Source organism: Paenibacillus dendritiformis, assembly GCF_015845845.1.
Taxonomy (GTDB): Bacteria; Bacillota; Bacilli; order Paenibacillales; family Paenibacillaceae; genus Paenibacillus_B; species Paenibacillus_B dendritiformis_C.
Window position 1 is genome coordinate 100,685 of sequence record NZ_LDIG01000076.1, and the last position, 20,978, is coordinate 121,662.

A 20,978-nucleotide genomic window follows, 5' to 3' on the forward strand; every position below is an offset into this window, starting at 1 on the left:
GAAACAAATCAAGATAACTGTTTCACAAGCGGGCCTGACGGGTACTAAATGGATGATTTCATGGACAACATGCACATCCGTTTTTGCAAATAAATGAGTGGGTACACATTTATACAGAGAGAGAAAGGCGGAGATGTTATGCTAGTTGAAATCAGCGCGCTGATTGCGGCGCTGGCCTTCGCGGTGCTGGTCGTCTTCCTGATTCAGACGCTGCGATCGGCCAAGCAGTCGCTCGACAAGGCTTCAAGGACGCTGGAGGATGTTCAGCAGACCGTGCAGATGCTGAGCGGTGATCTGCAGGCGATCGCGCGGAATGCCAATCACATGACCGAGGAATTGCAGGGACAATTGAAGAAGATCGAGCCTGTGGCCGATTCGGTCCAGAATGCCGGAGAGGCGCTGAATGAATTGACGCTGGCCGCGAAGCAGATCTCGGTCGGCCTCGTCAGCGGCGTCCGCAAAGCGGCGAGCCGCTTCGAGAAGAAGCGCCAGGACGAGCCGGCCGCGGGAAGGCAGCCGGGGAACGCGGCGGGCTCCTGCGCGGGCAGTCCGGCTCCAAGCGGACAGGCCGCTGCGCCGCTGCCGGACGGAGCGCCCGGAGCAGGGGCCGCTTCCGCGCTGCCGCTCGCGGCTGCCGCTTCGCAGCGCCCGCAACCGGGAGCGCCGGCGAAGCAGGGCGGAGACGATTGGAAGGCCTGGGTCGATCTCGGAATACGCGCATGGCAGCTATGGAGACAACGAAGCTAGTTATCCAGCCGGACTAACGGTGACGTTAGCCGGCTTTTCCGATCTGAACGGGAATGCCGTTGGATCCTATGCCATAAAAAGGGGTGCGAAAGCAGCTGCGTTTCCGTTATATTGGAAGGTAGAGATTGTAAGCGTTCGGGCAGTGGAATGCTGTCGATTGAGGGGAGGAGAAGGATGTTGAACGTACTTGTTGTCGACGATAATCCGACCAATGTCATGCTGATTCGGGAGATCCTTCGCAAGGCGGGCTATACGGGGGTGCAGTCCGCCTCTTCGGCGCGGGAAATGTACGAAGTGCTGGGCCTGGAAGGACCGGTAGGTCCGCTCTATGTGCCGGATATTGATCTTATTTTGCTGGATATGATGATGCCCGAGATTGACGGGCTGGAGGCGTGCCGGACCATTCAGCAGTATTCGGAGCTGCGGGATATTCCGATTATTATCGTGACCGCGATCGGGGATTCGCATATGCTGGCCGAGGCGCTGGACGCGGGAGCGGCGGACTATGTGACGAAGCCGATTAACCGCATCGAGCTGCTCGCCCGCATCCGGCTGGCCCTTCGCTTGAAGCAGGAGAAGGACTGGCATAAGGAACGCGACCGCCATATCCGGGAGGAGCTGCGGCTCGCCGCCCGGGTGCAGACGTCGGTGCTCACGGAGCCGCTCTCCGACGAGCGGATTACGATAGACGCGCTCTACCAGCCGTCCGAGGAGCTGGCCGGAGACCTGTACGCCTGGTTCAAGCTGGGGGAAGGCCGGTACGGCATCATGATTATCGACATGATGGGACATGGCGTCTCCTCCGCGCTGCTGTGCATGTTCATCGCCTCGGTCCTGAGGGACGCGGTGGTGCAGACCGAGCAGCCGGACATGGTGCTGAAGCGGTTGAACACGAAGTTCCACCAGCTTCATATGAACGGGAATCTGATGCTGTATTATATGACGGCGCTCTATGTCGTCGTGGACACGAATGAGCGCACGATTCAATATGCCAATGCGGGCCACCCGCCGGGGATCGTCATGATGGAGGACGGCCGGATGGTGACGCTGGAGTCGACAGGCTATCCTGTCGGCATGTTCGCCGAGCTGGAAGTGGATACCCATGCGCTGAGATTCGACTCGCGGGCGCGAATCGCGCTGTATACCGACGGGCTGCTGGAAACGGCAGGCGCAACCGTGGAGAGCGCCATGGAGCGGATAGGAGCGCTGTTGAAGCAGGAATCTTCCTTGAAGAGCACAGCCTGGGAGGAGCTGCTTCATCCGCCGGGAGAAGAGAGCGAGGACGACAAATGCCTCGTATGGGTCGACATTCATTAGACAGAGGGGGAGCAGGCGTTGAAGCTGCGAACGAAGCTCATCATCGGCTATGTCATGTTCATGATCATCATTCTCTCGCTGGGCTGGTATTCATTTGCCCGGATGGGGGGCCTGAAGCAGGATCTGGATCATTTCTACCGGGACAGCTTCCAGAAGGTTGAACTTGCGCTGACGACGCGGGACGATGCCAATGCGATCGCCCGCGATCTGGTAACCGAGCTGCTCAATCCGGACAAAGCTGATCAGAGCGGCAGAGAAGTGCTGGATAAGGTCGACGGCTTCAAGGAGCGGGTCAACCGTTCCCTGGAAGAGCTGACCCGCAAAGCGGCCAAGGCCGAGGAGAAGCAGCTGGTCGAGGCGGCGCTTGACGATTGGGGCAGCTACGACCAATTCGTGACCGATGCGATTCGGCTGAGCATGAAGAATGAGTATGAGCAAGCGAACCAGCTCCGCAATGAATACGGGCTTGATTATCAGAACGATTTGCTGGACAGCCTGGGCGATCTGGCCCGCTACCATGAAGCGATGATGGAAGATCAAGTGACGGCCGCGACCGATACGTATGAAGCCGCCCTTACCTGGACGGCGGTCATTATGCTGCTCGGCATTATCGTGACCGCGGCGGTCATGCTGTGGGTCATTCCCAGCGTCACGCGCAATCTGAATACGATGTCGGTCATGATTCGGAGTCTGGCCCGCGGACGGATGCGCGTCATTCAGAAGCTGGAACCGGATACGAATGACGAGATCGGGGAAGTCATCCATGTCTTCAAGCAGATGGCCGAGGATATCGAGAGACGGAAGCGGAGCGAGGAGCAGTTCCGGCTGGCGCAGGAGGAGCAAGCCTGGATGGACGCCAACATCGCCCGCGTGACGGAGCTGTTGAACGGCGCGACGACCTTGAACCAGGTCGGGGAGACGTTCGTGAGCGAGTTCGTCCCGACGCTCGGGGCGCAGTACGGGGCGCTCTATATCCGGGATGACCTGAAGAACCCGGATTGGCTTCATCTGTGCGGCGCTTATGCGGCCGCCGGCAGCCTTCAGGCCGTGACGGGCTTCCGCGTCGGCGAAGGCTTGGTCGGACAGTGCGCGCAGGACGAGAAGCCGATCTATATTCATGATTTGAAAAACAGTTCGCTGCGCATCCAGAGCGGGATATGCGATACGGATCCGGTAGAGCTCATTGTCTATCCCATCATCTTCGAATCTACGGTTATCGCCGTGCTGGAGCTGGCTTCCTTGTCGCCGCTGACGAGGAAGGAGCAGCAGCTTCTGGATCAGCTGGCGGACAAGCTCGGCGTCATCATCCACACGATTTCCGGACGGCTCAGAGTCGAGGAATTGCTGCGCGAATCGCAGGCGCTGACGGAGGAGCTACAGTGCCAATCCGAGGAGCTGATGACGCAGCAAGAAGAGATGCGGCGCTCGAACGAGCATCTGGAAGCCCAGACCGAGGCGCTGAAGCGATCGGAGGAGATGCTGCAGCGCCAGCAGGAGGAGTTGGAGCATTACAATACGGAGCTGATCGCGAAGACGCGCGCGCTGGAAGAGCAGATGCTGGCCACCCAGGAGAAGAACGAGGAGCTGGAGAGCGCCCGCAAGGAGCTGGAGCGCCAGGCGCTTCAGCTTGCGCTCGCTTCCAAGTACAAATCGGAATTCCTGGCGAACATGTCGCATGAATTGCGGACGCCGCTCAACAGCCTCCTCGTTCTGTCCCAGCTGCTCTCCGAGAACAAGGAGGGCAATCTGCAGCAGAAGCAGATCGAGTATGCGCGCACGATTCATATGTCCGGATCGGATCTGTTGAAAATGATTGACGAGATCTTGGACTTGTCCAAAGTCGACGCGGGCAAAATGCAGTTGAACTATGAAAAGGTTCATTTGTCGGAGCTGACCGCTTATATCCGGGACAGCTTCTCCGAGATCGCATCGCAAAAAGGCCTCCGGCTTGATGTCCATATGGACGAGAACGTGCCGGACAGCCTGGTGACCGACGGGCACCGGGTCTTGCAGATCATCCGCAACCTGATGTCCAATGCGGTCAAATTCACGAACCGCGGAAGCGTCGCCTTCCATATCGGCATGGCGGCGGAGGAGGAGATACCGGCACATATCCGCAAGGAGGGGCTGCCTTTCTTTGCGATGCGGGTGACCGATACCGGAATCGGAATTCCGAAGGAGAAACAGGATTTGATCTTTGAAGCGTTCCAGCAGTTGGACGGCACGACCAGCCGGAAGTACGGCGGAGCCGGACTGGGGCTGTCCATCAGCCGGGAGCTGGCCCGTCTGCTCGGCGGGGCGCTTGCGGTGGAGAGCAAAGAGAATGAGGGCAGCACCTTTACCTTCTATTTGCCGGTTCAAGCGGCCAGTCAGCCGGAAGCGGCGGAGAGCAGCGTCCGCCTCATCGAGCATTGGAACGGCAAGGCGGCGGCGTCTGCGGCGGCGGGGCCATCCGCAGCGGCAGGGTCATCCGAAGCGCATCCGGAAGAGAGGCGGGACGATGAGTCGGCGGCTTCGGCGGCTTCGTCCGATCCCACGTGGAAGACGTCGCACCGGGAGTGGGACCACGCGGTGAGGCATGAGGTTGCCGCAGCCGAGGAGCAGAAGCGGGAGCGGGTATGGCCGATGGAACGGAAGAAGCTGCTCATTGTGGAGGACGACGGTCCGCAGCGGCAGTCGCTGATCGCGCTCATCGAGGGCGCCGATGTCGAAGTGCATGCCGTCTCGACCGGTACGGAGGCGCTGAAGTCGCTGGCGGACACGAAGTACGACGCACTGGTGCTGGATTTGCTTCTCCCTGACATGAACGGATTCGAGATCCTGGACCGTATGAGCGCTCATGAGGAGTGGAGCAAGGTTCCGGTCATTGTCTATACGGGCAAGCTGCTCAACAAGAAGGAAGAACTGGAGCTGAAGAAGCGCGCGCGGAGCATCATCATCAAGGATGTGAAGTCGCCGGAGCGGCTTCTGCAGGAGACGATGCTGCTGCTCAACCGGTCGGGGGAAGAGGAAACGGGGGCGCGCGCGAGCGGGCAAGCATCGAACGATCAGCTGCTGGCAGGCAAGCGCATCCTGCTCGTCGATGACGATGTGCGCAACGTGTTCGCCCTGTCCAGCGTGCTGGAGCAGTACGATATGGACATCATCTACGCGGAGAACGGCAAAGAAGCCATCGAAGCGTTGACCGCGGATCCCGAGCATTTCGACCTGGTCCTGATGGACATGATGATGCCGGAAATGGACGGCTATGAGGCGATGCGCCTCATTCGGGAGATGCCTGCGTTCGAGAAGCTCCCGATCATTGCCCTCACCGCCAAGGCGATGAAGGAAGATCGCAATAAATGCATTGAAGCCGGGGCCTCCGACTATGTGAGCAAGCCGTTCCAGACGGATCAACTGCTGTCGCTGATGCGGGTCTGGCTGTACAAGTAGACGGGAATTCTTTGTCAAGATGACACAGACATGAAGGAGTATGGGATGGAGATGACAGGCAGAGAAACCGGGCGGAACCGCGAGGAACGTCGTCCGCATGATTCGGATCGGGAGAGAGTAGAAATCGAGCTGCTCCTGGAAGGAATTTATCGGGTCTATGGTTACGATTTTCGGGACTATGCCTTTCCTTCTCTCCAGCGGCGGATCTGGCATCAAGTATATGCCGAGCAGGTGGAGACGATCTCCGAATTGCAAAGCCGCGTGCTTCATAACCGGGACAGCCTGCAGCGGCTCGTGCACAGCCTGTCCATTCCGGTGACGGAGATGTTCCGCGATCCCCAGATGTTCGGCGCGTTCCGCCGCACCGTCGTCCCTCTGCTCCGAACCTATCCGTACATCCGCATCTGGCATGCCGGCTGCTCGACGGGGGAGGAGGTCTACTCGATGGCTATTCTTCTTCACGAGGAAGGGCTGTACGAGAAGACGAGACTGTATGCGACCGATATGAATTCGCGTTCGCTGCGCATAGCCAAGGAAGGCACCTGCCCCTTGGACAAAATGAAATTGTACACCAAAAACTATATGGAAGCGGGCGGCACCCGTTCCTTCTCCGAATATTACACGGCTTCCGGAGAAGGGGTCGTCATTCATCCCTATTTGCGAAAAAACATTATTTTTGCGGAGCATAATCTGGCGACGGACCATTCCTTCAACGAGTTCAATGTCATTCTCTGCCGCAATGTGATGATCTATTTCAACGAACCGCTGCGCAATCGGGTGCATGAGCTGTTCTACGAGAGTCTCGCCCCGCTGGGCGTGCTCATTGTCGGCGCCAAGGAATCGCTGCATTTTACGGTGCATGAAGCGCGCTATGAGGAGATGGACCGGAACGAGAAGATTTATCGCAAAATACGGTAGGAGGTATACGGATGACTGCCTTGGAACCGATAAATATACTGCTGGTTGATGACAGACCTGAAAATTTGCTGGCGCTGGAGGCGGTCCTGTCCGAAGAAAGCTACCGGCTCGTCAAAGCCACGTCGGGCGAGGAAGCCTTGCGCCATCTGATGAAGAGCGAATTCGCGGTCATCGTCCTCGACGTTCAAATGCCCGGCATGGACGGCATCGAGACCGCCAAGTGGATTAAAGCGCGGGAAAAGACGAAAAACATCCCGATCATTTTCGTATCCGCCAATTACAAAGAGACCGAGCATCTCTTTGCCGGCTATTCGGCCGGCGGGGTGGATTACATGATCAAGCCGTTCGTCCCCCATATTCTCAAATCCAAAATTCACAGTTTCGTCGGCATGTTCCTGGCGCAGAAGCGGCTCCAATCGCAGAAGATGCTCCTTCACCAGAAGACGCAGGAACTGGAGCGGATGAACCGCGAGCTGGCTGCTGCCAAGGAAGCCGCTGAACGCGCCGCTCTGGCCCGCACGCAGTTCCTCGCCATGATGAGCCATGAGATCCGCACTCCGATGAACGGAGTGCTCGGGATGGTCGATCTGCTGATGGATACCGAGCTCACTCCCGAGCAGGGGAATTATGCCGAGATGATCCGGAAGAGCGCGGATGCGCTCATTCGGACGATCAACAACATCCTCGACTTCACGAAGATGGAGTCGGGCAAGCTGGAGCTGGACGAATTCCCGTTCGATTGCAAATCGCTCGTCACGGAAGTGTATGAGCTGTTCATGCCGGAAGCGAGCAAGCGGGATCTGAAGCTGGCATACACGATTGCGCCCGAGGTGCCGAATTGTCTCTACGGCGACATGTTCCGGCTGCGGCAAATTCTCGTCAACCTGGTCGGGAACGCCGTCAAATTCACGGACAGCGGCGAGGTTGAGATCCGCATCTCCCTTCTGCCGGAGCGGCAGAAAGAGGAGGACCGGGAACGGGTGAAGGTCCAATTTGAAGTGAAGGATTCGGGCGTCGGCATTCCCGAGAGTAAAATGGACGGGCTGTTCCAGCCGTTCTCCCAGTTGGATTCCTCGATGAACCGCAAGTATGGCGGGAGCGGTCTCGGACTGGCGATCTGCAAATCGCTCGTCCACATGATGAAGGGAGATATCCGCGCCGTTCCGGTAGAAGAAGGGGCGTTGTTCGTCTTCCATGTATGGCTGGGGACATGCGAGGAGCAATAGGATTCGTTTCGATGTTTCGGGCCCGCGCATTTCGGTTATTTAGGTTACAGTGAGGGCATTAGGTTAGAACCTAGAAGTCGTGAGTTAGGAGAGGAAGCTATGAACGGCAATAAATTCAAAGTAACGACCCAGCAAGATCAACATCAAGTGACAGCGCACTTGCAAGGGGATCTGGACCTGGCGGCCGCGGGGGAGTTCCGCAGCCTGCTGGAGTCGATAGTCAATGACCCGGCACTGGATTTGACGCTCGATTTGGAGAAGCTCACCTATATCGACAGCACCGGAATCGGAATTCTCATCTCCGTGCTGAAGCTTCGGAAGGAGCAGCAAGCGCAGTTCCGTATCGTTCACGTGCCGCAGCAGATTCAGAAGCTGTTCGATATGACCGGGATCTCCAAGTTTTTGACACCGAATGCATAAATTTATGGAAATATGAAAGGGAATGACTTATGGCAAATGACAGAGATCGGAAGCAAATCAAATTAATTCTGCCTGCGCAAGCGGCTTATGTCGATCTGGCCCGTCTGACGCTGTACGGCATTGCAAGCCGCATCGGCTTCTCTTACGAGGACATCGAGGATATGAAGGTCGCCATCTCCGAGGCCTGCAACAACGCGGTATTATATGCTTACCGAACGACGCAGGGGATGGTCGAGATCATTTTCGAGGAGGGGCCTGACGAGATTGGGATCATGGTCAAGGACGAGGGCGGCAGCTTCGATGCGGACAGCAAGACGAGCGGCTTGCGCGGGTTGCATGACAAGAGCCTGGACGAGGTAGAGGCCGGGGGGCTCGGGTTCTACCTGATGCAGGCGCTGATGGATGATGTGGAAGTGATGAGCACGGAGGGACGAGGCACCGTTGTCAAAATGCGCAAGCGACTTTTGAAGAGTGGAGAACTGTTATGAGCGCGGCCTCCCGGCATGGAACCGCCGAAGATGCGGTTCAGCTTATCAGCGCTTATCAGAAGACGCAGGACAACGATATCGCCACGATCCTCATCCAAAAGTACGAGCCCATGGTCAAGATGGCCGCCGGCAAAATTTCGCGCAATCGCCCCGATTTGTACGAAGACCTGATGCAGGTCGGCAATATGGCATTGATTCGTCTGCTGCAGCAGTTTGACAGCTCCTTGGGCGTGCCCTTCGAAGCTTATGCGATGAAGAGCATGATCGGTCATATGAAAAATTTCCTCCGGGACAAGTCATGGTATATTCAAGTGCCGCGCCGTATCAAGGAGAAGGGCGCTCTCATTCAGCAGACGATCGACGAATTGACCGTTCAGCTGGAACGTTCGCCGAACGTGGAGGAGATTGCGGAGCGGCTGGAATTATCGGTTGAGGAGACCGTCGAAGTATTGGCGGGCCGGGAATGCTATCACTATGTGTCGCTGGACACGCCATTGTCGCAGGAAGAGAGCGCGGCGACGCTGGGGGAGCTGATCAGCTCGGACAGCGACGATTACGAAGCCGTCGAGCGCCGGATGGATCTGAGCGATGCGATGGCAGCGCTTAAAGCGGAAGAGCGGCAGGTGCTTGCTCTGGTCTTCGAGGAAGGGCTGTCCCAGCGCGCGGCCGCCGAACGGCTCGGGGTATCCCAGATGAGCGTCTCGCGGATTCAGCGCAGAGCCACGGACAAGCTCCGGCATATCCTATCCTCCCGTTATGACGCATAGACGCAATGAAGATGCTTACCCGAGCGGGGCAAGCATCTTCATTGCGTCTATGTTTGCTGCCTTGCGCCTCATGAAGCAGACGCAAGGCAGCACGCCCTGGAGGCGTGCTTCGGCGGTTGCTCTTCCCGATGACTGAAACAGGCCCGTCACACTCAATCCGTCATGGCTTGGGCCTGTCTCAGTTCCGCTTCGCCTGGAGCGAGGGCTTGGAGCACGTCCGCGCCGGAAGCGGGAGGCTCCATTCCAGGCACGCTTAGCTTGCGCTCAAGCTGGGCGCACAGCTTCGACAGGATGGTCCACGCCCTGGCCTGGATCGCTTCCGGCACAGGCGCATTGCTCGCGAAGCCGGCCAAGCGGGCTTCGATCTGCAACGCGCCGTTCGCCAGCTTGACGGCCGGGACGGTGAACATATGGCTTGCCCGCTCTGTGTCCAGCGCCTCATTCACCAGCCCAAGCACGAACACTTCCTGCTCGCTGCACTGAATGCCGGTGAAGCCGTGCCGCAAAAATAATTTGCGCACGGCTTCGGCCTGAGCGGAGACCGGAGGTATCGGCGTCATTCCCATTCCTCCCGTCAGTTCGAGTTCAGTTGACTTGCCACTTCATCCGCCACATCGGCGGAAGCTTCCTTCAACTGCGTTGTCGCTTCCGAGGCAGCGTCCTTCACGCTGGCCGCTACCTGCTGGGACGCATCCTTCATGCTGTTGACGACCGCTTCGGCCTTGCTGCCGACCGACTTGACCGCATCGGCGGTCTTCGAGCCGAGATCGCAGGCGATATCCTTCGTCTTCTCGCCCACCTTTTGCGCCGTGTCGCACAGATCGGAACGGAGTTCGCGGCCCGATTTCGGTGCCAGCAGCAGGGCTGCCGCCGCTCCGACAATGCCGCCAACGATGGCGCCTTTCAAAAATGCGTTGGAATTGTTATTATTTTCACTCACCAAAATCATCTCCTTGTGCGTCATTCGTTGCTATCTACCATACGTTTACACCGATTTACCGCTTTTGAAACAAGCGGCGCCGAAATTTGAGCCCGTGTCATGCCCGGCGTTTGCAGCGGATCCATTGCAGCGCGTAGATGCAGGCGATGAGCCAGACGCCTCCTGCGCAGAAGCCGGCGATTACATCCGTAGCATAATGGACGCCCAGATAGATCCGGCTCAAGCCGATAGCCAGGACGAGCAGCCCGGTCAGGATGAGAATATAGGCGGCTGGCCGCCCCCGTTCCTTGCGATGCAGCCAGAGAAGATAGCCAAGCATGCCATAGAACGCGATCGCAGCCATGGAATGGCCGCTCGGGAAGCTGTACCCGGATTCGACCACCCAGTGCTCCCAGGACGGTCTGGTCCGCTGGATCAGGTTTTTGATGACCAGGTTCAGCGTATAGCTTCCGCCAAGCGCGGCCAGCAAGCCGAGCGCGTCCCAACGCCGCTTGAATCCCCAGGCGCTTATTCCCGCGCACAGGAGCGAGATGGGAATGATGCCGTGGCTGGAAGCAAGATCGGTGAACAAGGCTACGGCCTTGGTCAGTGCCGGCGATGCCGCAAGGCGCACCGTCTCCGTGACGGCGGCGTCAAATTGCTGAAAGCTGTCCGCAAGGACTCCCCGAATGAGCATAAAAAGCAGCATGATCAGAATCAGAACGGCTAGGCCGCCCCATAATAGGCTTAATGTGAACATCGCCGTTTCTTTCGGGGAGGGAGCAGCCGATTTGTTGCTTGACTGCGATGGTTGATTAATGGCTGTCATGATTTCTCCTAACGCGGCACACAGGCGGGCGAGCACATGCTCTCGCCTGAGGCTCTGTGAATATAAATAGACCGAGTACAGGAAAGAGCCCAATTATATGAATATCACAAAGCTTCTATCGAATGCAAATAGACCGATAGGCAGCGGCTTGGGAAAGGGATATAATTTAGGAAGTGGCTACGAGGAAAGGAAGACCGAAGATGAATGAACGACTGATCGAAGAAACGCGCAACGGCTGGCTGGAATGCGAGCATCGGGGCGCGATCTGCGGCGTGGACGAACATGGCCGCATCCGTTATGCTGTAGGAGATACGGACCGGCCGATGTTTCTGCGTTCGGCGGCCAAGCCGCTGCAGGCGATTCCGGTCGTGCGAAGCGGCATGCTGGAGCATTTCCGGCTTGAGGACCGGGATCTGGCCCTGATGACCGCCTCGCACCGGGGAGAGGCGGCGCATATCGATACGTTGGAGCATGTGATGGAGCATTGCGGGCTTCACGACGAGGCATTGATCTGCAGCCCTTCCCTGCCGCTTCATGAGGAGTCGAGGGAAGCGCTGCTTCGCCAGGGCGGAGACCGGAGGCGCATGTACCATAATTGCGCCGGCAAGCATTTCGGCGTGCTCGCCTGGAGCAAGATGGCCGGCATGGATATGGGGTCGTATGCCGATCCGGCGCATCCGGCCCAGCGCCAGATGAGAGACATGATCAGCTACATGTCGGAAGTGCCGGAGGCGGCGATGATTCAAGGGACGGACGGGTGCGGATTTCCGGTATACGGCATTCCGCTGACCGGTTTGGCGACCGCCTACCTTAAGCTGGCCTGTCCCGACCTGATCGGGGACGCCGCCACGAGGGAAGCCGCGGCGCGCGTTCGCCGCGCGATGCAGCGCTACCCATTCCTGGTCGGGGGCACGGATCGGGTCGATACGCTGCTGATGGAGGATGACAACATCATCGCCAAGGGCGGGTTCAAAGGCATTTTCGCCTTCGCGCTGACCAAGGAGCGGCTCGGCTTCGCCTTCAAGATCGCGGACGGATCGGATGAAGAGTGGGCGCTGGTGGCCGCCTCCATTCTGGAGCAGATCGGGTACGAGCGCCGGGAGACGATTGATCGTCTTCGCAGCCGGATACCGGCGGTGATTCTCAATGACAACGGCCGGCAGGTCGGGGAACAACGGGCCGTCTTCGTGCTGCAGCCGGGAACGTAAGCGGCTGCAACCGAAGGCGGGGACGCAACATGGAGAGAGGCAGGGTGATGGAGATGAAGCAAGTGCTGCTGGAAGTGATAGGGACGACACGGGAAGAGGTGGTGACGGCGGCCCGGAACGGGGCGGATCGCATTGAGCTGATTACCGCCATTACCGAAGGCGGGCTGACGCCGAGCCTTGGATTGGTGCAGGAGGCGGTGGAGGCGGCAGACATTCCGGTCAACGTCATGATTCGGCCGCACAGCCGTTCTTTTATTTATGATGCGGATGATATGCGTACGATTGTGGCCGATGTCCGGCTTATCCGCTCCACCGGAGCGAACGCGATCGTATTCGGGGCGTTGACGCCGGAAGGAACGATAGACAAGGCGGCCCTGGAGCGCGTTCTGGAGGCCGCAGACGGCCTGCCGATGACGTTCCATCGGGCCGTGGACGAGACAAGGGACATCTATGAAGCGCTTGACGTGCTGCTCGGGTATCCTCAGATTACAAGCGTGTTGACCTCGGGCGGACAGCCGAGCGCCCTGCAGGCGGCCGGCGTGATCGCCGAGATGGTCCGGCGCGCCGAGGGCTCCTCGCTGGCGATTCTGGCGGGCAGCGGGCTTACGGTGGAGTCGGTTGGCGGGTTCATTCAGGAGACGGGCGTCCGCCATGTTCATTTCGGATCGAACGTAAGGCAGGGAACGCGTGCGCTGTCACCGATCGATCCCGAGCGGCTGTCGAGTCTCGCCGCGCTGCTTCGCACGGTATAGACACCTTATTCCGCTCTTGCCCGGCTGCCGGCTCCGCCGCCCCGGTCAAGGGCCGGGACTCAGCCCCGGCGCAGACGGCCGAGCTCGGAGACGAGCGCTTCCATTTCGCTGATGCTGTACGACGACTTGCTCATGACGATATCGTATACTTCCTTAATATCGTCATACTGCTCCACGGAGAAGGCGGAGGGCTGCATCGCGGCGGCCGTCGCCATCTTCAGGCGCCCCTTGATCGCCTCAATCATCAATTCCACGTTCTGCTGCGTTTTTTCATTGGTAATCATGCTATTCCTCCTCGAACGGTTGTGAGCAACCTGCTCGTATTGTATCACGAATGCGGCGCAAACTGAACGAACTTCCGCGATTCGCTCCGCGCCGGCCGGCGCTGCGGCACAGGCTTGGCATGGCCCGAAATGTGAAGTACAATAAGGCATCATGAAGATGAAAAGGAGTACGCACCCGATGCAGCTCAATTTATTTCCGCCCCTGGATCCCCGGTCCGCGGAGCGGCGGCAGAAGTTGGCGGGAGCGCAAGTGTCCGGTTTTTTGCAATCGGTGGCCGCGGCGCATCCGTCCGAGCCGATCATGTTCATCTGTATCGGAACCGACCGTTCCACGGGGGACGCGCTTGGCCCGCTGGTGGGAACCAGGCTGCGGGAGAGCGGATGGACGAATGTGATCGGCTGCTTGGACGAGCCTTGCGATTCGTCCAATCTGGAGGCGAGGCTCGCCGGATTGCCGGATAATCTTATCACGATTGCGATTGACGCCTGCCTTGGCCATCCTTCGACGGTAGGCTATTATCTGGTCGGCAATCAGCCGCTGCTTCCCGCGGAATCGGTTGGCATGACGCTCCCTGCGGTAGGCCGTTACAGCATCGCCGCGGTCGTCAATACGAACGGGCCGAAGCCCTACTGGACCCTGCAGACAACTTCTCTCCGCTTCGTGATGAAGATGGCGCATGAACTGGCGGATGCCATTTTACAATCTTTCCCAGATAATCATAAGGAATAAAAACGTTATTTTCCCCATATGAATGATGTCGTGGGCCTGGGGAGGCATCCCGTTCGACAGGTTCGGATACAGAATAAAAGAGCCGGACCCGACATCCGACTCTTTGGCACTGATCGCGTTAACCCCTATGTTGATCCGTTCCTGGCATGAACGGATCATTTTTTATCCTGCCGGTCCGTCAGCTTGATGATGAGCTGAACCAGGCCGAGCACAAACGCACTCGTGGCGAAGAACATTTCGAACCCTTCCATGATGATCACCTCCTTTCGCGGCCGGACAACAAATACTGGAGCAGATACTGCGCCATAGAAGGTGCTGATTCAGCGGTATTCATTTCGTGTAATATTATTCTATATCTATGTAGAAAAGTCGTTTCATAGAATCCATCTGTAGGAAATTTTGAATTTTTTTTGCACTTTGTGACAAGCATTCTTAATATACAACGGCGCGCATCCGATGCGCGGCGCTTACAGAAAAGAGGAGATAGCTATGCCAACGATCGCGGTTCAACCACAATTCAGCATGCATATGGAGGAGCAAGGCCAGGGACCGGCCGTCGTGCTGCTGCACGGGTTCTGCGGCAGCTCGCGGTACTGGGCGGATCTGGCGCCGCTGCTCGCGGGAAGCTGCCGCGTCATTACGCCGGACCTGAGAGGCCACGGCAAATCGGATGCGCCTGTCGGTCCCTATACAATCGAACAGATGGCGGACGATGTGCTGCACTTGGCCGATGCGCTCGAACTGGACCGATTCGTGCTGTTGGGCCATTCGTTGGGAGGATATATTACGCTGTCGTTCGCGCAGCGGCATGCCCACCGCTTGAAGGGGTTCGGGCTGATCCACTCGACTGGGAAGCCGGACACGGAGGAGGGCAAGCAGAAGCGGCTTGCCACCGTAGAAGCGCTCCAGCGGCATGGCATCGTTCCGGTCGTGGACGATCTCGTGCCGAAGCTGTTCGCCGAGGATCGCGGCCCTGGGGAGGCTATCGACAAGGCGAAGGAGATTGGCTATTCTACGCCGCCTCAAGGCGCGATCGGCGCGGTGCTCGCGATGCGCGAACGGCCCGACCGCACCGCGGTTCTGCAGGCTGCCGCGCTCCCGGTGCTGCTCGTGGCGGGGGAGAAGGATCGGATTGTCGCGCCGGAGAACGTATTTACCGCGGCGGGAGATCATATCGAGCCTGTCACCCTGGAAGGGGTCGGACATATGGGCATGATGGAGGCGCCGGAAAAGCTGGCGGCCGCGATTCGTTCCTTCGTGGACAAAGCATACGCATGACAGGCGGCCCAATGACAGACCGGCCCTTGTGAGAACGGGAGTGCTGCACCCTTGTGGACAGCACTCTTTGTGCGTTATACTGGATGTAATTTTTGTGCAAATTAGTCAGATATCAAACGATCGATCACTTCCCGCACATGATTATCGCTGCTCATCCGACAGGTTAGGCAACGCCTTATCGTCTTCGGCTAGGAGGTGGAGTCATGTATAGAAAAGATTATTTGCTGCGGCTGGTGCAGGAGATGACCGACCTGATCGGCAAAGCGATGAACCTGCGGCAGCGGAAAAAACGGACCGAGCTGCTGTTCGAATGGGACGAGCTGATGCGGGAGCGGTTCCGCATCAACGGCGAGCTGTCCGATCGGCTGACCGGAGAGGATCTGATTCACTTGTACCGGACCAACGGGCGGCTGCATGCCGACGAGCTTCAGGCCTTCGCGATCCTGCTCCATGAACGGGCGAAGCTGGAGCGGGAGAAGGAGCTGGCGGAACGCCATGAGATGCCTGTCAGTGACGCTGCCCGATCGGGACCGGATGATGCCTTCATTGAGGATCTGTACGTGCGGCGTTCCTTCAAAAGCCTGCATCTGCTGCTCGAGGCGATGCTGCAGGGCAGCGACCGGCGGCTGCTTCCCGTCATGGAGGCGACGGAGGTGCTGATGCGGGATCTGAAGGGTTACCGAATGCCGGACGAGCTGCTTGCACGCCTGTGGTCCTGGCTTGAACGGGAAGGCCGCTACGCCGAAGCCGAGGATGCGTTGTTCCGCTGGGTGCGGCAGGCTGCGGGCCAACCGGAGGAAGCGGAGCTGCGCAAGCGGCAGGGCATACGCTTCTATGAACGCCTCGCGGGATGCACGGATGAAGCCCTGGAGCAGGGCGGCCTGCCCCGCGAAGAGCTGGCCGACGGCCGCGCCGATCTGGAAGCGATTCAATGAACCCCCCCCCTTGCCCGGGCTGCGGGTTTTCCCGTGGGCGGACTATTCAAGCCGTCTCCATATAACCTCATACAAGACAGGAATAGAACGAGAACCTTGCCGGCCCGCAGGGTTCTTTTTTCGATCTCCGCACACGATGGTCTGGTTCTGACTCCTAGTTCCTAGGTCCTTCGGAATAAGAAGCTATTCACATTTATGGCCGATCTGTCGATAAAGTATAGTAGGTAATTCGGACTATGCACATTTTTGAATCTCTGGATACAGGAATTGCCGGATGCCGGCGAGGCTGCCAACGGGGCCGCCCCGCCGGCATCCGGACCGATATAACACCCTGGCACGAGAGACATGAGGAGGTTTTTTACATGGGGAATCAGGCATACACGATGGACAGCCCGGGTTTATTATCGGGAGCTTTGTTGAACTGCCGGACTGTGATCGAAGGCAGTGGCTGCGTGGCAACGGGTATGTTATCTTATATGGAAGGCGATTTGATCGATATTGAATTGCCGCAATTCGAACACTTCGAATTAGGGGAGCAAGTCAAAGTTACGATCTATTCCGGAATGGGCATCGTCAACTTTTTCACCAAAATTATCGCCCGGAACGAAGGCTCCCTGCTGCTCATCCATCCGCCTCAGCAGCAGCAGCGATTTTCGGACAAGCGCGAGTCGCCGCGGGTCATCATCCGCAAGCATGGCTTCATCCATTCCGAAGCCTCGCCTCAGGAGAACCGGAGCGCCGCTCAGAGCGGAACCCCGATCCACCTGGTCGATATCAGCCTGACCGGCGTAGGCTTCACGATGACCGAGGGCGAGCCGCTGCGCGAAGGCATGCGGGTCGAAGCGGAGCTTCATTTGGGCTTCACCTTGCCCTGCCGCCTCGAGATTGTGCACCGCTCCCGCCATCCCGAAGGGATGATGTATGGAGCCAGCCTGGAAGGCCTCGACGAAGCTGCCCTCCGCTCCCTGCGCGCCTTTATCCTGCGCGAACAGATCACGGCTTACGTGGATAAGAAGCAGAATATATAGATAACATGTCGGCAACTATATCCTTTTCGAAGAGAGGAGAAGCAATTTGAAAATATCATCCTTACGGTATTTCTTATCTTGCTGCGGACTAGCTGTATTCGGCGTCATGTTATTTCTTCTTCCCGGAACTGCAGAAGCCGGAACGGTATTCCCGTCGAAACAGATCGATTCCTACGATGTGGAGTTGAAGGCGGATCCGACCTATGTTCCGGCTCCGCTGAGCGTCACGGAAGCAACCTACACCCAGACCGTCAACCTCGACCCGTCAGTGGCGGAAGTCTCGGTCGATCCGGTTCTGGGCCAATATGCGATTACAGGCAAAACCTACGGCACGACCACCGTCGAATACAAATGGACCACCGCCCAAAATGCCGAGCTCGTACATAAGTTCACGGTTACGGTCGATTCTGGCGGGATAGCGCCGCGTGTTCGAATTAATCAAGAAGAGGACAGTTATTTCAAACTAATTAACAGCAGCTTATATCAAACGAAGACAATAGATCTGAGTAGTTTATTTTCAGGTAATATAAAATGGGAAGCCGGGTCTTTTGAACTTCATGACAGTAACGGAGTTTTTGGTCTTGGCTCGGACTTTTCAAGCCCAAGTAGAAGCTATTTTACTTTAATTTATACAGGTAATACAGGCGATACCAGAATTACGATCAAGGCAACCGATTTAAACGGCTACACCGCTTCCTACTTCTTCGACGTCTCAACCAACTGGGATCCCGTCTTTCAGCCGCAGCCGGATATGACCCTGATTCAAGGGGAAGAATACACCTTCAATCTGAACGAGATGAAGGTCTTTACGGATGCAGATGATGACAAACTGATCTACACCATTGATCCGGTAAAAGGAGTGACGGCATCGGTTAATGAGGATATGTTGACCATTACGTCCAATACCGAGCAGGAGTTCGCGTTGACGATCCGGGCCGATGACGGCCGGAACGGGAAGGCTGCCGGCGTCCTCAAGTTCAAGGCTTGGCGCTCCGAGGAGGTTGGCATTGCCGGAACCTACCCGGAGACGCGCAACACGATCCGCTTTACCCAGATCCCTCAAGGGAAATACGTGCTCGCTCCGCTCAAGACCACGACGCCTGGCGGGACAGAACTGCAGGGCTTGGTTGATGAGGGGAAAGCGCGGGCTGCGGATTCAGACGGAGAGCTTGAATTTGCGATCGATGAGATCAACGAGCAGAGCCAAAGCGTTCCAGCCTTGCAGGCAGGCACTTACGGACTTTATTTAGTTGACCCTTCCACTGTTGCTCTGGACAGAGTCGTGCATCTTATCGGCATCGATGTCGTGCGGAGCCAGTTGGAGCAAATCGACCGTGACCATGAAAATAACGGGCTGGATATTATGGATGCGCATCGATGGTTAATGAAGTACAATAACACTTATTTCAATGCGAAAGTTGTTCTGTCGCTGCTTCCATCTTAACATCGGAAAAGCGCGTCAGATTCATACAGGCTAACCTTAGGGTTGGCCTTTTGCTATTATGTAAATAATAATAAAGATAGATAGAGTGATAGGTGGAGAAGAACGCATGAATGATAAGAGCGAACGAAACGGAGGATGGACCGCGGCGGCTGCCGGTGCCGCCGCAGGCATACTGCTGCTCGCGCTGTGGCTGAACGGCCTGTTCTACAACGGAGATACGGTTGCCCTCTCCGTTCTGATGTGTGCGGCGGCTGTCGCGCTTCTTCTGATGAAGCGTCCCGTTCTATCCGCAGCCATCCTGCTGCCGCTCGTTCTCCTGATCGCTTATGGCATTGTCCGCTTCCTCGACCCGGCGAGCGTCCACGGCACCCACATGCAGATAATCCGCTATGCGATGTACACCGGGTGGACGGTGGCGATATCCGCGTTTTTTTGCGGGCGCAGCTCTGACTCGGCGTGGAAAAAAGGACTGCACGCGCTCCTCGTCGTTGGCGTCATCAACAGCCTGAGCGCGCTCCTGATGCTGGGCGAATGGCTTCCTTACGAAGCCGGTGTCATGATCAGCGAGAACGCCGAAATTTCCGCTTGGGGATTCCGCTTGGGCGGCTTCCTGCAATATCCGAACACCCTCGGAGCGGTAACGGGCGCTTTTCTGCTCCTTCAGCTTTATCATGTCCAGGCTGCCTCCGGCTTCCGGGCGCGTATGGCGGCGCTGCTTCCTGTTCTTCCCCACATGGCCGTCCTGATGCTGACGGAGTCCCGGGGTTCGTGGCTGGTTGTCGCGTTAGTATGGGTTGCCTGGGTGTTATTTTTGCATAAAAAACGGCGTGCTTATATCTTGTTAACCGCCCGCTCGGCAGCCTGGGGATTCGCCGGGACCGCGAGCGCCGCTTCCTTGTGGGCCGATCATCGCGCTATGATTCCGTTGGCCGTGGCTGCGGCTTGGGCCGGATCATTGGGGGGAGAAGCGCTGCTTCACCGTCTCCGGCATTCCCGGCGGCTCGGACTCGTATGCTCGTTTTTGATTGCGGCGGCACCTGCATTCCTCGGTCTGCTGCTGATGCCTCAGGGGGCATCCGAGCGGATAACGGATCATTATGCGACCGCAGGCGCGCGGACGCAGTTCTACCGCGATGCGCTGACATTGTGGCGGGAGCATCCGTGGTTCGGCGCCGGCGGCGAGGCCTGGAGGCAGCAGTTCGCGCGCATCCAGAGCGAGCCCTATGTAGGCAAGGAAGTCCACAGCAGCTTCTTCGATTTGCTCCTCGACGTCGGCGTCATCGGAACGGCGCCCGCGCTCATGCTGGCCGCGGCGGCGCTCTACGCCGCTTGGCGCCGACACCAGGGGCTGGCCATGGCCGCGTCCGTGCTCCTGCTGCACAGCGCTGTCGACTTCGACATGGCCTTCGGCTTCTTCGCGCTGCTGCTCCTGGCCATGCTGGCGCTTGCGGCAGGCGCAGGCAAGCCGGGCCATGTAAGGCCGCTCCTGCGCATCGGTCGCACGGCGTCGCTTCTGCTGGCGCTGCCGCTGGGCGCCGCTGGCTTGCTGGCGGCTGTGCACGCCGCAGCCCAGCCGCTTGCGGACGCCGACGGCATGCTGGCGCTGAAGCTGACGCCAGCTGACACCGGGCTTCGCATCGCGGTGTCGCGGACCTTGCCGCCGGAAGAGGCCGTCGCCCTGCTCGCGGAAGGCCGCCGCTATGAACGGAGCGGCTTTGCGCTCTACCGCGAGCTTGCCTTGGCGACCAGCGGCCTCGGCTGGGCGGCGGAGGAGGCCGGCTATTGGCGGGAGGCCATCGCCTGCGCCCCGTTCGACCGCGACCTGCGAACGGAAGCGATAGAGCGGCTGGCCGACCAGGCCCGCCACGCCGCGATTGCCGGCGACCGCGACAAGGCCGAAATATTGGCGGCGGCTGCCGAAGACTTGTACCATCGGTATGAAGCTGAGGTACAGCGCGTCGCATCGATGCCGAATGCCGCCAATGACAAGCATTTTGCGATGACCGAGGAGGCCAAGCGCGCGTACATGGCCATCGTGCCGCTGCTCGGCTTCAACAGCGACCGGAGATAATCCCGCCTGCCAGCGCAGGAGGGGATTATTGGCCGATCGTTTTTTTGGCATGGGACGAAAGATGTCCGGTAAAGCCCTTTGATCCGCTCTCCCGTGTACTCGGAACATGAAAATACGCTTTCCTGATTTCTTAATATATCCTTATTGATATATACGTTTTCTTAACTATTTTTAATAGAATGTTT

At 58.1% G+C, this 20,978-nt stretch carries 19 protein-coding genes and 1 pseudogene; 16 read left to right on the top strand and 4 right to left on the bottom strand.

What is annotated here, in order from left to right; all coding sequences use genetic code 11:
- Positions 1-138: 138 nt before the first annotated feature.
- The 8 genes and pseudogenes from ABD76_RS05240 (at position 139) to ABD76_RS05275 (ending at position 9,315) form a co-directional block, all read left to right on the top strand.
- A complete protein-coding gene (locus tag ABD76_RS05240) occupies positions 139-747 on the top strand; it encodes a DUF948 domain-containing protein (RefSeq protein WP_197254815.1) in 609 nt (202 codons plus the stop codon).
- 177 nt (positions 748-924) lie between these two features.
- On the top strand, positions 925-2,064 hold the full coding sequence (locus ABD76_RS05245) for a SpoIIE family protein phosphatase (protein WP_197254897.1): 1,140 nt from the start codon (positions 925-927) through the stop codon (positions 2,062-2,064).
- 18 nt (positions 2,065-2,082) lie between these two features.
- Positions 2,083-5,496 carry a response regulator gene (locus tag ABD76_RS05250; protein WP_197254816.1) on the top strand — a complete coding sequence of 1,138 codons (3,414 nt, stop codon included), beginning with the start codon at positions 2,083-2,085 and terminating at the stop codon, positions 5,494-5,496.
- A 51-nt stretch (positions 5,497-5,547) separates the two neighbouring features.
- Positions 5,548-6,414: a CheR family methyltransferase gene (locus tag ABD76_RS05255; protein WP_197254899.1), complete on the top strand. Its 867-nt coding sequence runs from the start codon at positions 5,548-5,550 to the stop codon at positions 6,412-6,414.
- A gap of 11 nt (positions 6,415-6,425) precedes the next feature.
- A pseudogene (locus ABD76_RS05260) lies at positions 6,426-7,634 on the top strand (response regulator); the annotation flags it as partial.
- A 105-nt stretch (positions 7,635-7,739) separates the two neighbouring features.
- Positions 7,740-8,060 (top strand): STAS domain-containing protein, encoded by a 321-nt coding sequence (locus ABD76_RS05265; RefSeq protein ID WP_197254818.1) that lies wholly within the window; start codon positions 7,740-7,742, stop codon positions 8,058-8,060.
- Between the two features lie 29 nt (positions 8,061-8,089).
- Positions 8,090-8,548 (top strand): anti-sigma B factor RsbW, encoded by a 459-nt coding sequence (rsbW, locus tag ABD76_RS05270; protein ID WP_197254820.1) that lies wholly within the window; start codon positions 8,090-8,092, stop codon positions 8,546-8,548.
- A complete protein-coding gene (locus tag ABD76_RS05275; protein ID WP_197254822.1) occupies positions 8,545-9,315 on the top strand; it encodes a sigma-70 family RNA polymerase sigma factor in 771 nt (256 codons plus the stop codon). Before rsbW ends, ABD76_RS05275 begins: the two co-directional genes overlap by 4 nt.
- A gap of 152 nt (positions 9,316-9,467) precedes the next feature.
- Here ABD76_RS05275 and ABD76_RS05280 read toward each other — a convergent pair whose 3' ends face one another.
- The 3 genes from ABD76_RS05280 to ABD76_RS05290 all read right to left on the bottom strand — a co-directional run bounded on the left by ABD76_RS05280 (position 9,468) and on the right by ABD76_RS05290 (position 11,063).
- Positions 9,468-9,875, bottom strand: coding sequence for a hypothetical protein (locus ABD76_RS05280; RefSeq protein WP_197254824.1), 408 nt, complete (start codon positions 9,873-9,875; stop codon positions 9,468-9,470).
- Positions 9,876-9,889: 14 nt separating this feature from the next.
- Complete coding sequence (locus ABD76_RS05285) at positions 9,890-10,264, bottom strand: YtxH domain-containing protein (RefSeq protein WP_242069385.1); 375 nt, start codon at positions 10,262-10,264, stop codon at positions 9,890-9,892.
- A gap of 88 nt (positions 10,265-10,352) precedes the next feature.
- Positions 10,353-11,063, bottom strand: coding sequence for a phosphatase PAP2 family protein (locus ABD76_RS05290; RefSeq protein ID WP_197254828.1), 711 nt, complete (start codon positions 11,061-11,063; stop codon positions 10,353-10,355).
- A 200-nt stretch (positions 11,064-11,263) separates the two neighbouring features.
- Between ABD76_RS05290 and ABD76_RS05295 the strand changes: the two genes are divergently transcribed.
- Positions 11,264-12,271, top strand: a complete 1,008-nt coding sequence (locus ABD76_RS05295) for an asparaginase (protein WP_197254831.1) — start codon at positions 11,264-11,266, stop codon at positions 12,269-12,271.
- A gap of 29 nt (positions 12,272-12,300) precedes the next feature.
- Positions 12,301-13,023: a copper homeostasis protein CutC gene (locus tag ABD76_RS05300; RefSeq protein WP_242069378.1), complete on the top strand. Its 723-nt coding sequence runs from the start codon at positions 12,301-12,303 to the stop codon at positions 13,021-13,023.
- Positions 13,024-13,082: 59 nt separating this feature from the next.
- Here the strand turns inward: ABD76_RS05300 and ABD76_RS05305 are convergent, their stop codons facing one another.
- Entirely contained in the window at positions 13,083-13,307 is a 225-nt protein-coding gene (locus tag ABD76_RS05305; protein ID WP_197254833.1) for a DUF1128 domain-containing protein, read from the bottom strand.
- A 178-nt stretch (positions 13,308-13,485) separates the two neighbouring features.
- On the opposite strand from ABD76_RS05305, the gene yyaC reads away from it, so the two are divergent.
- The 6 genes from yyaC (at position 13,486) to ABD76_RS05335 (ending at position 20,793) form a co-directional block, all read left to right on the top strand.
- The gene (yyaC, locus tag ABD76_RS05310; protein ID WP_197254835.1) at positions 13,486-14,037 is read left to right on the top strand and encodes a spore protease YyaC; all 552 of its coding nucleotides are present in this window, start codon (positions 13,486-13,488) and stop codon (positions 14,035-14,037) included.
- Positions 14,038-14,526: 489 nt separating this feature from the next.
- Entirely contained in the window at positions 14,527-15,315 is a 789-nt protein-coding gene (locus tag ABD76_RS05315) for an alpha/beta fold hydrolase (protein WP_197254838.1), read from the top strand.
- 203 nt (positions 15,316-15,518) lie between these two features.
- Entirely contained in the window at positions 15,519-16,250 is a 732-nt protein-coding gene (locus tag ABD76_RS05320; protein WP_197254839.1) for a DUF6483 family protein, read from the top strand.
- Between the two features lie 362 nt (positions 16,251-16,612).
- Positions 16,613-17,278, top strand: coding sequence for a flagellar brake protein (locus ABD76_RS05325; protein ID WP_197254840.1), 666 nt, complete (start codon positions 16,613-16,615; stop codon positions 17,276-17,278).
- A 46-nt stretch (positions 17,279-17,324) separates the two neighbouring features.
- On the top strand, positions 17,325-18,722 hold the full coding sequence (locus ABD76_RS05330; RefSeq protein WP_242069379.1) for a glycerol-3-phosphate responsive antiterminator: 1,398 nt from the start codon (positions 17,325-17,327) through the stop codon (positions 18,720-18,722).
- 106 nt (positions 18,723-18,828) lie between these two features.
- On the top strand, positions 18,829-20,793 hold the full coding sequence (locus ABD76_RS05335; RefSeq protein WP_197254841.1) for an O-antigen ligase family protein: 1,965 nt from the start codon (positions 18,829-18,831) through the stop codon (positions 20,791-20,793).
- Positions 20,794-20,978 lie beyond the last annotated feature (185 nt).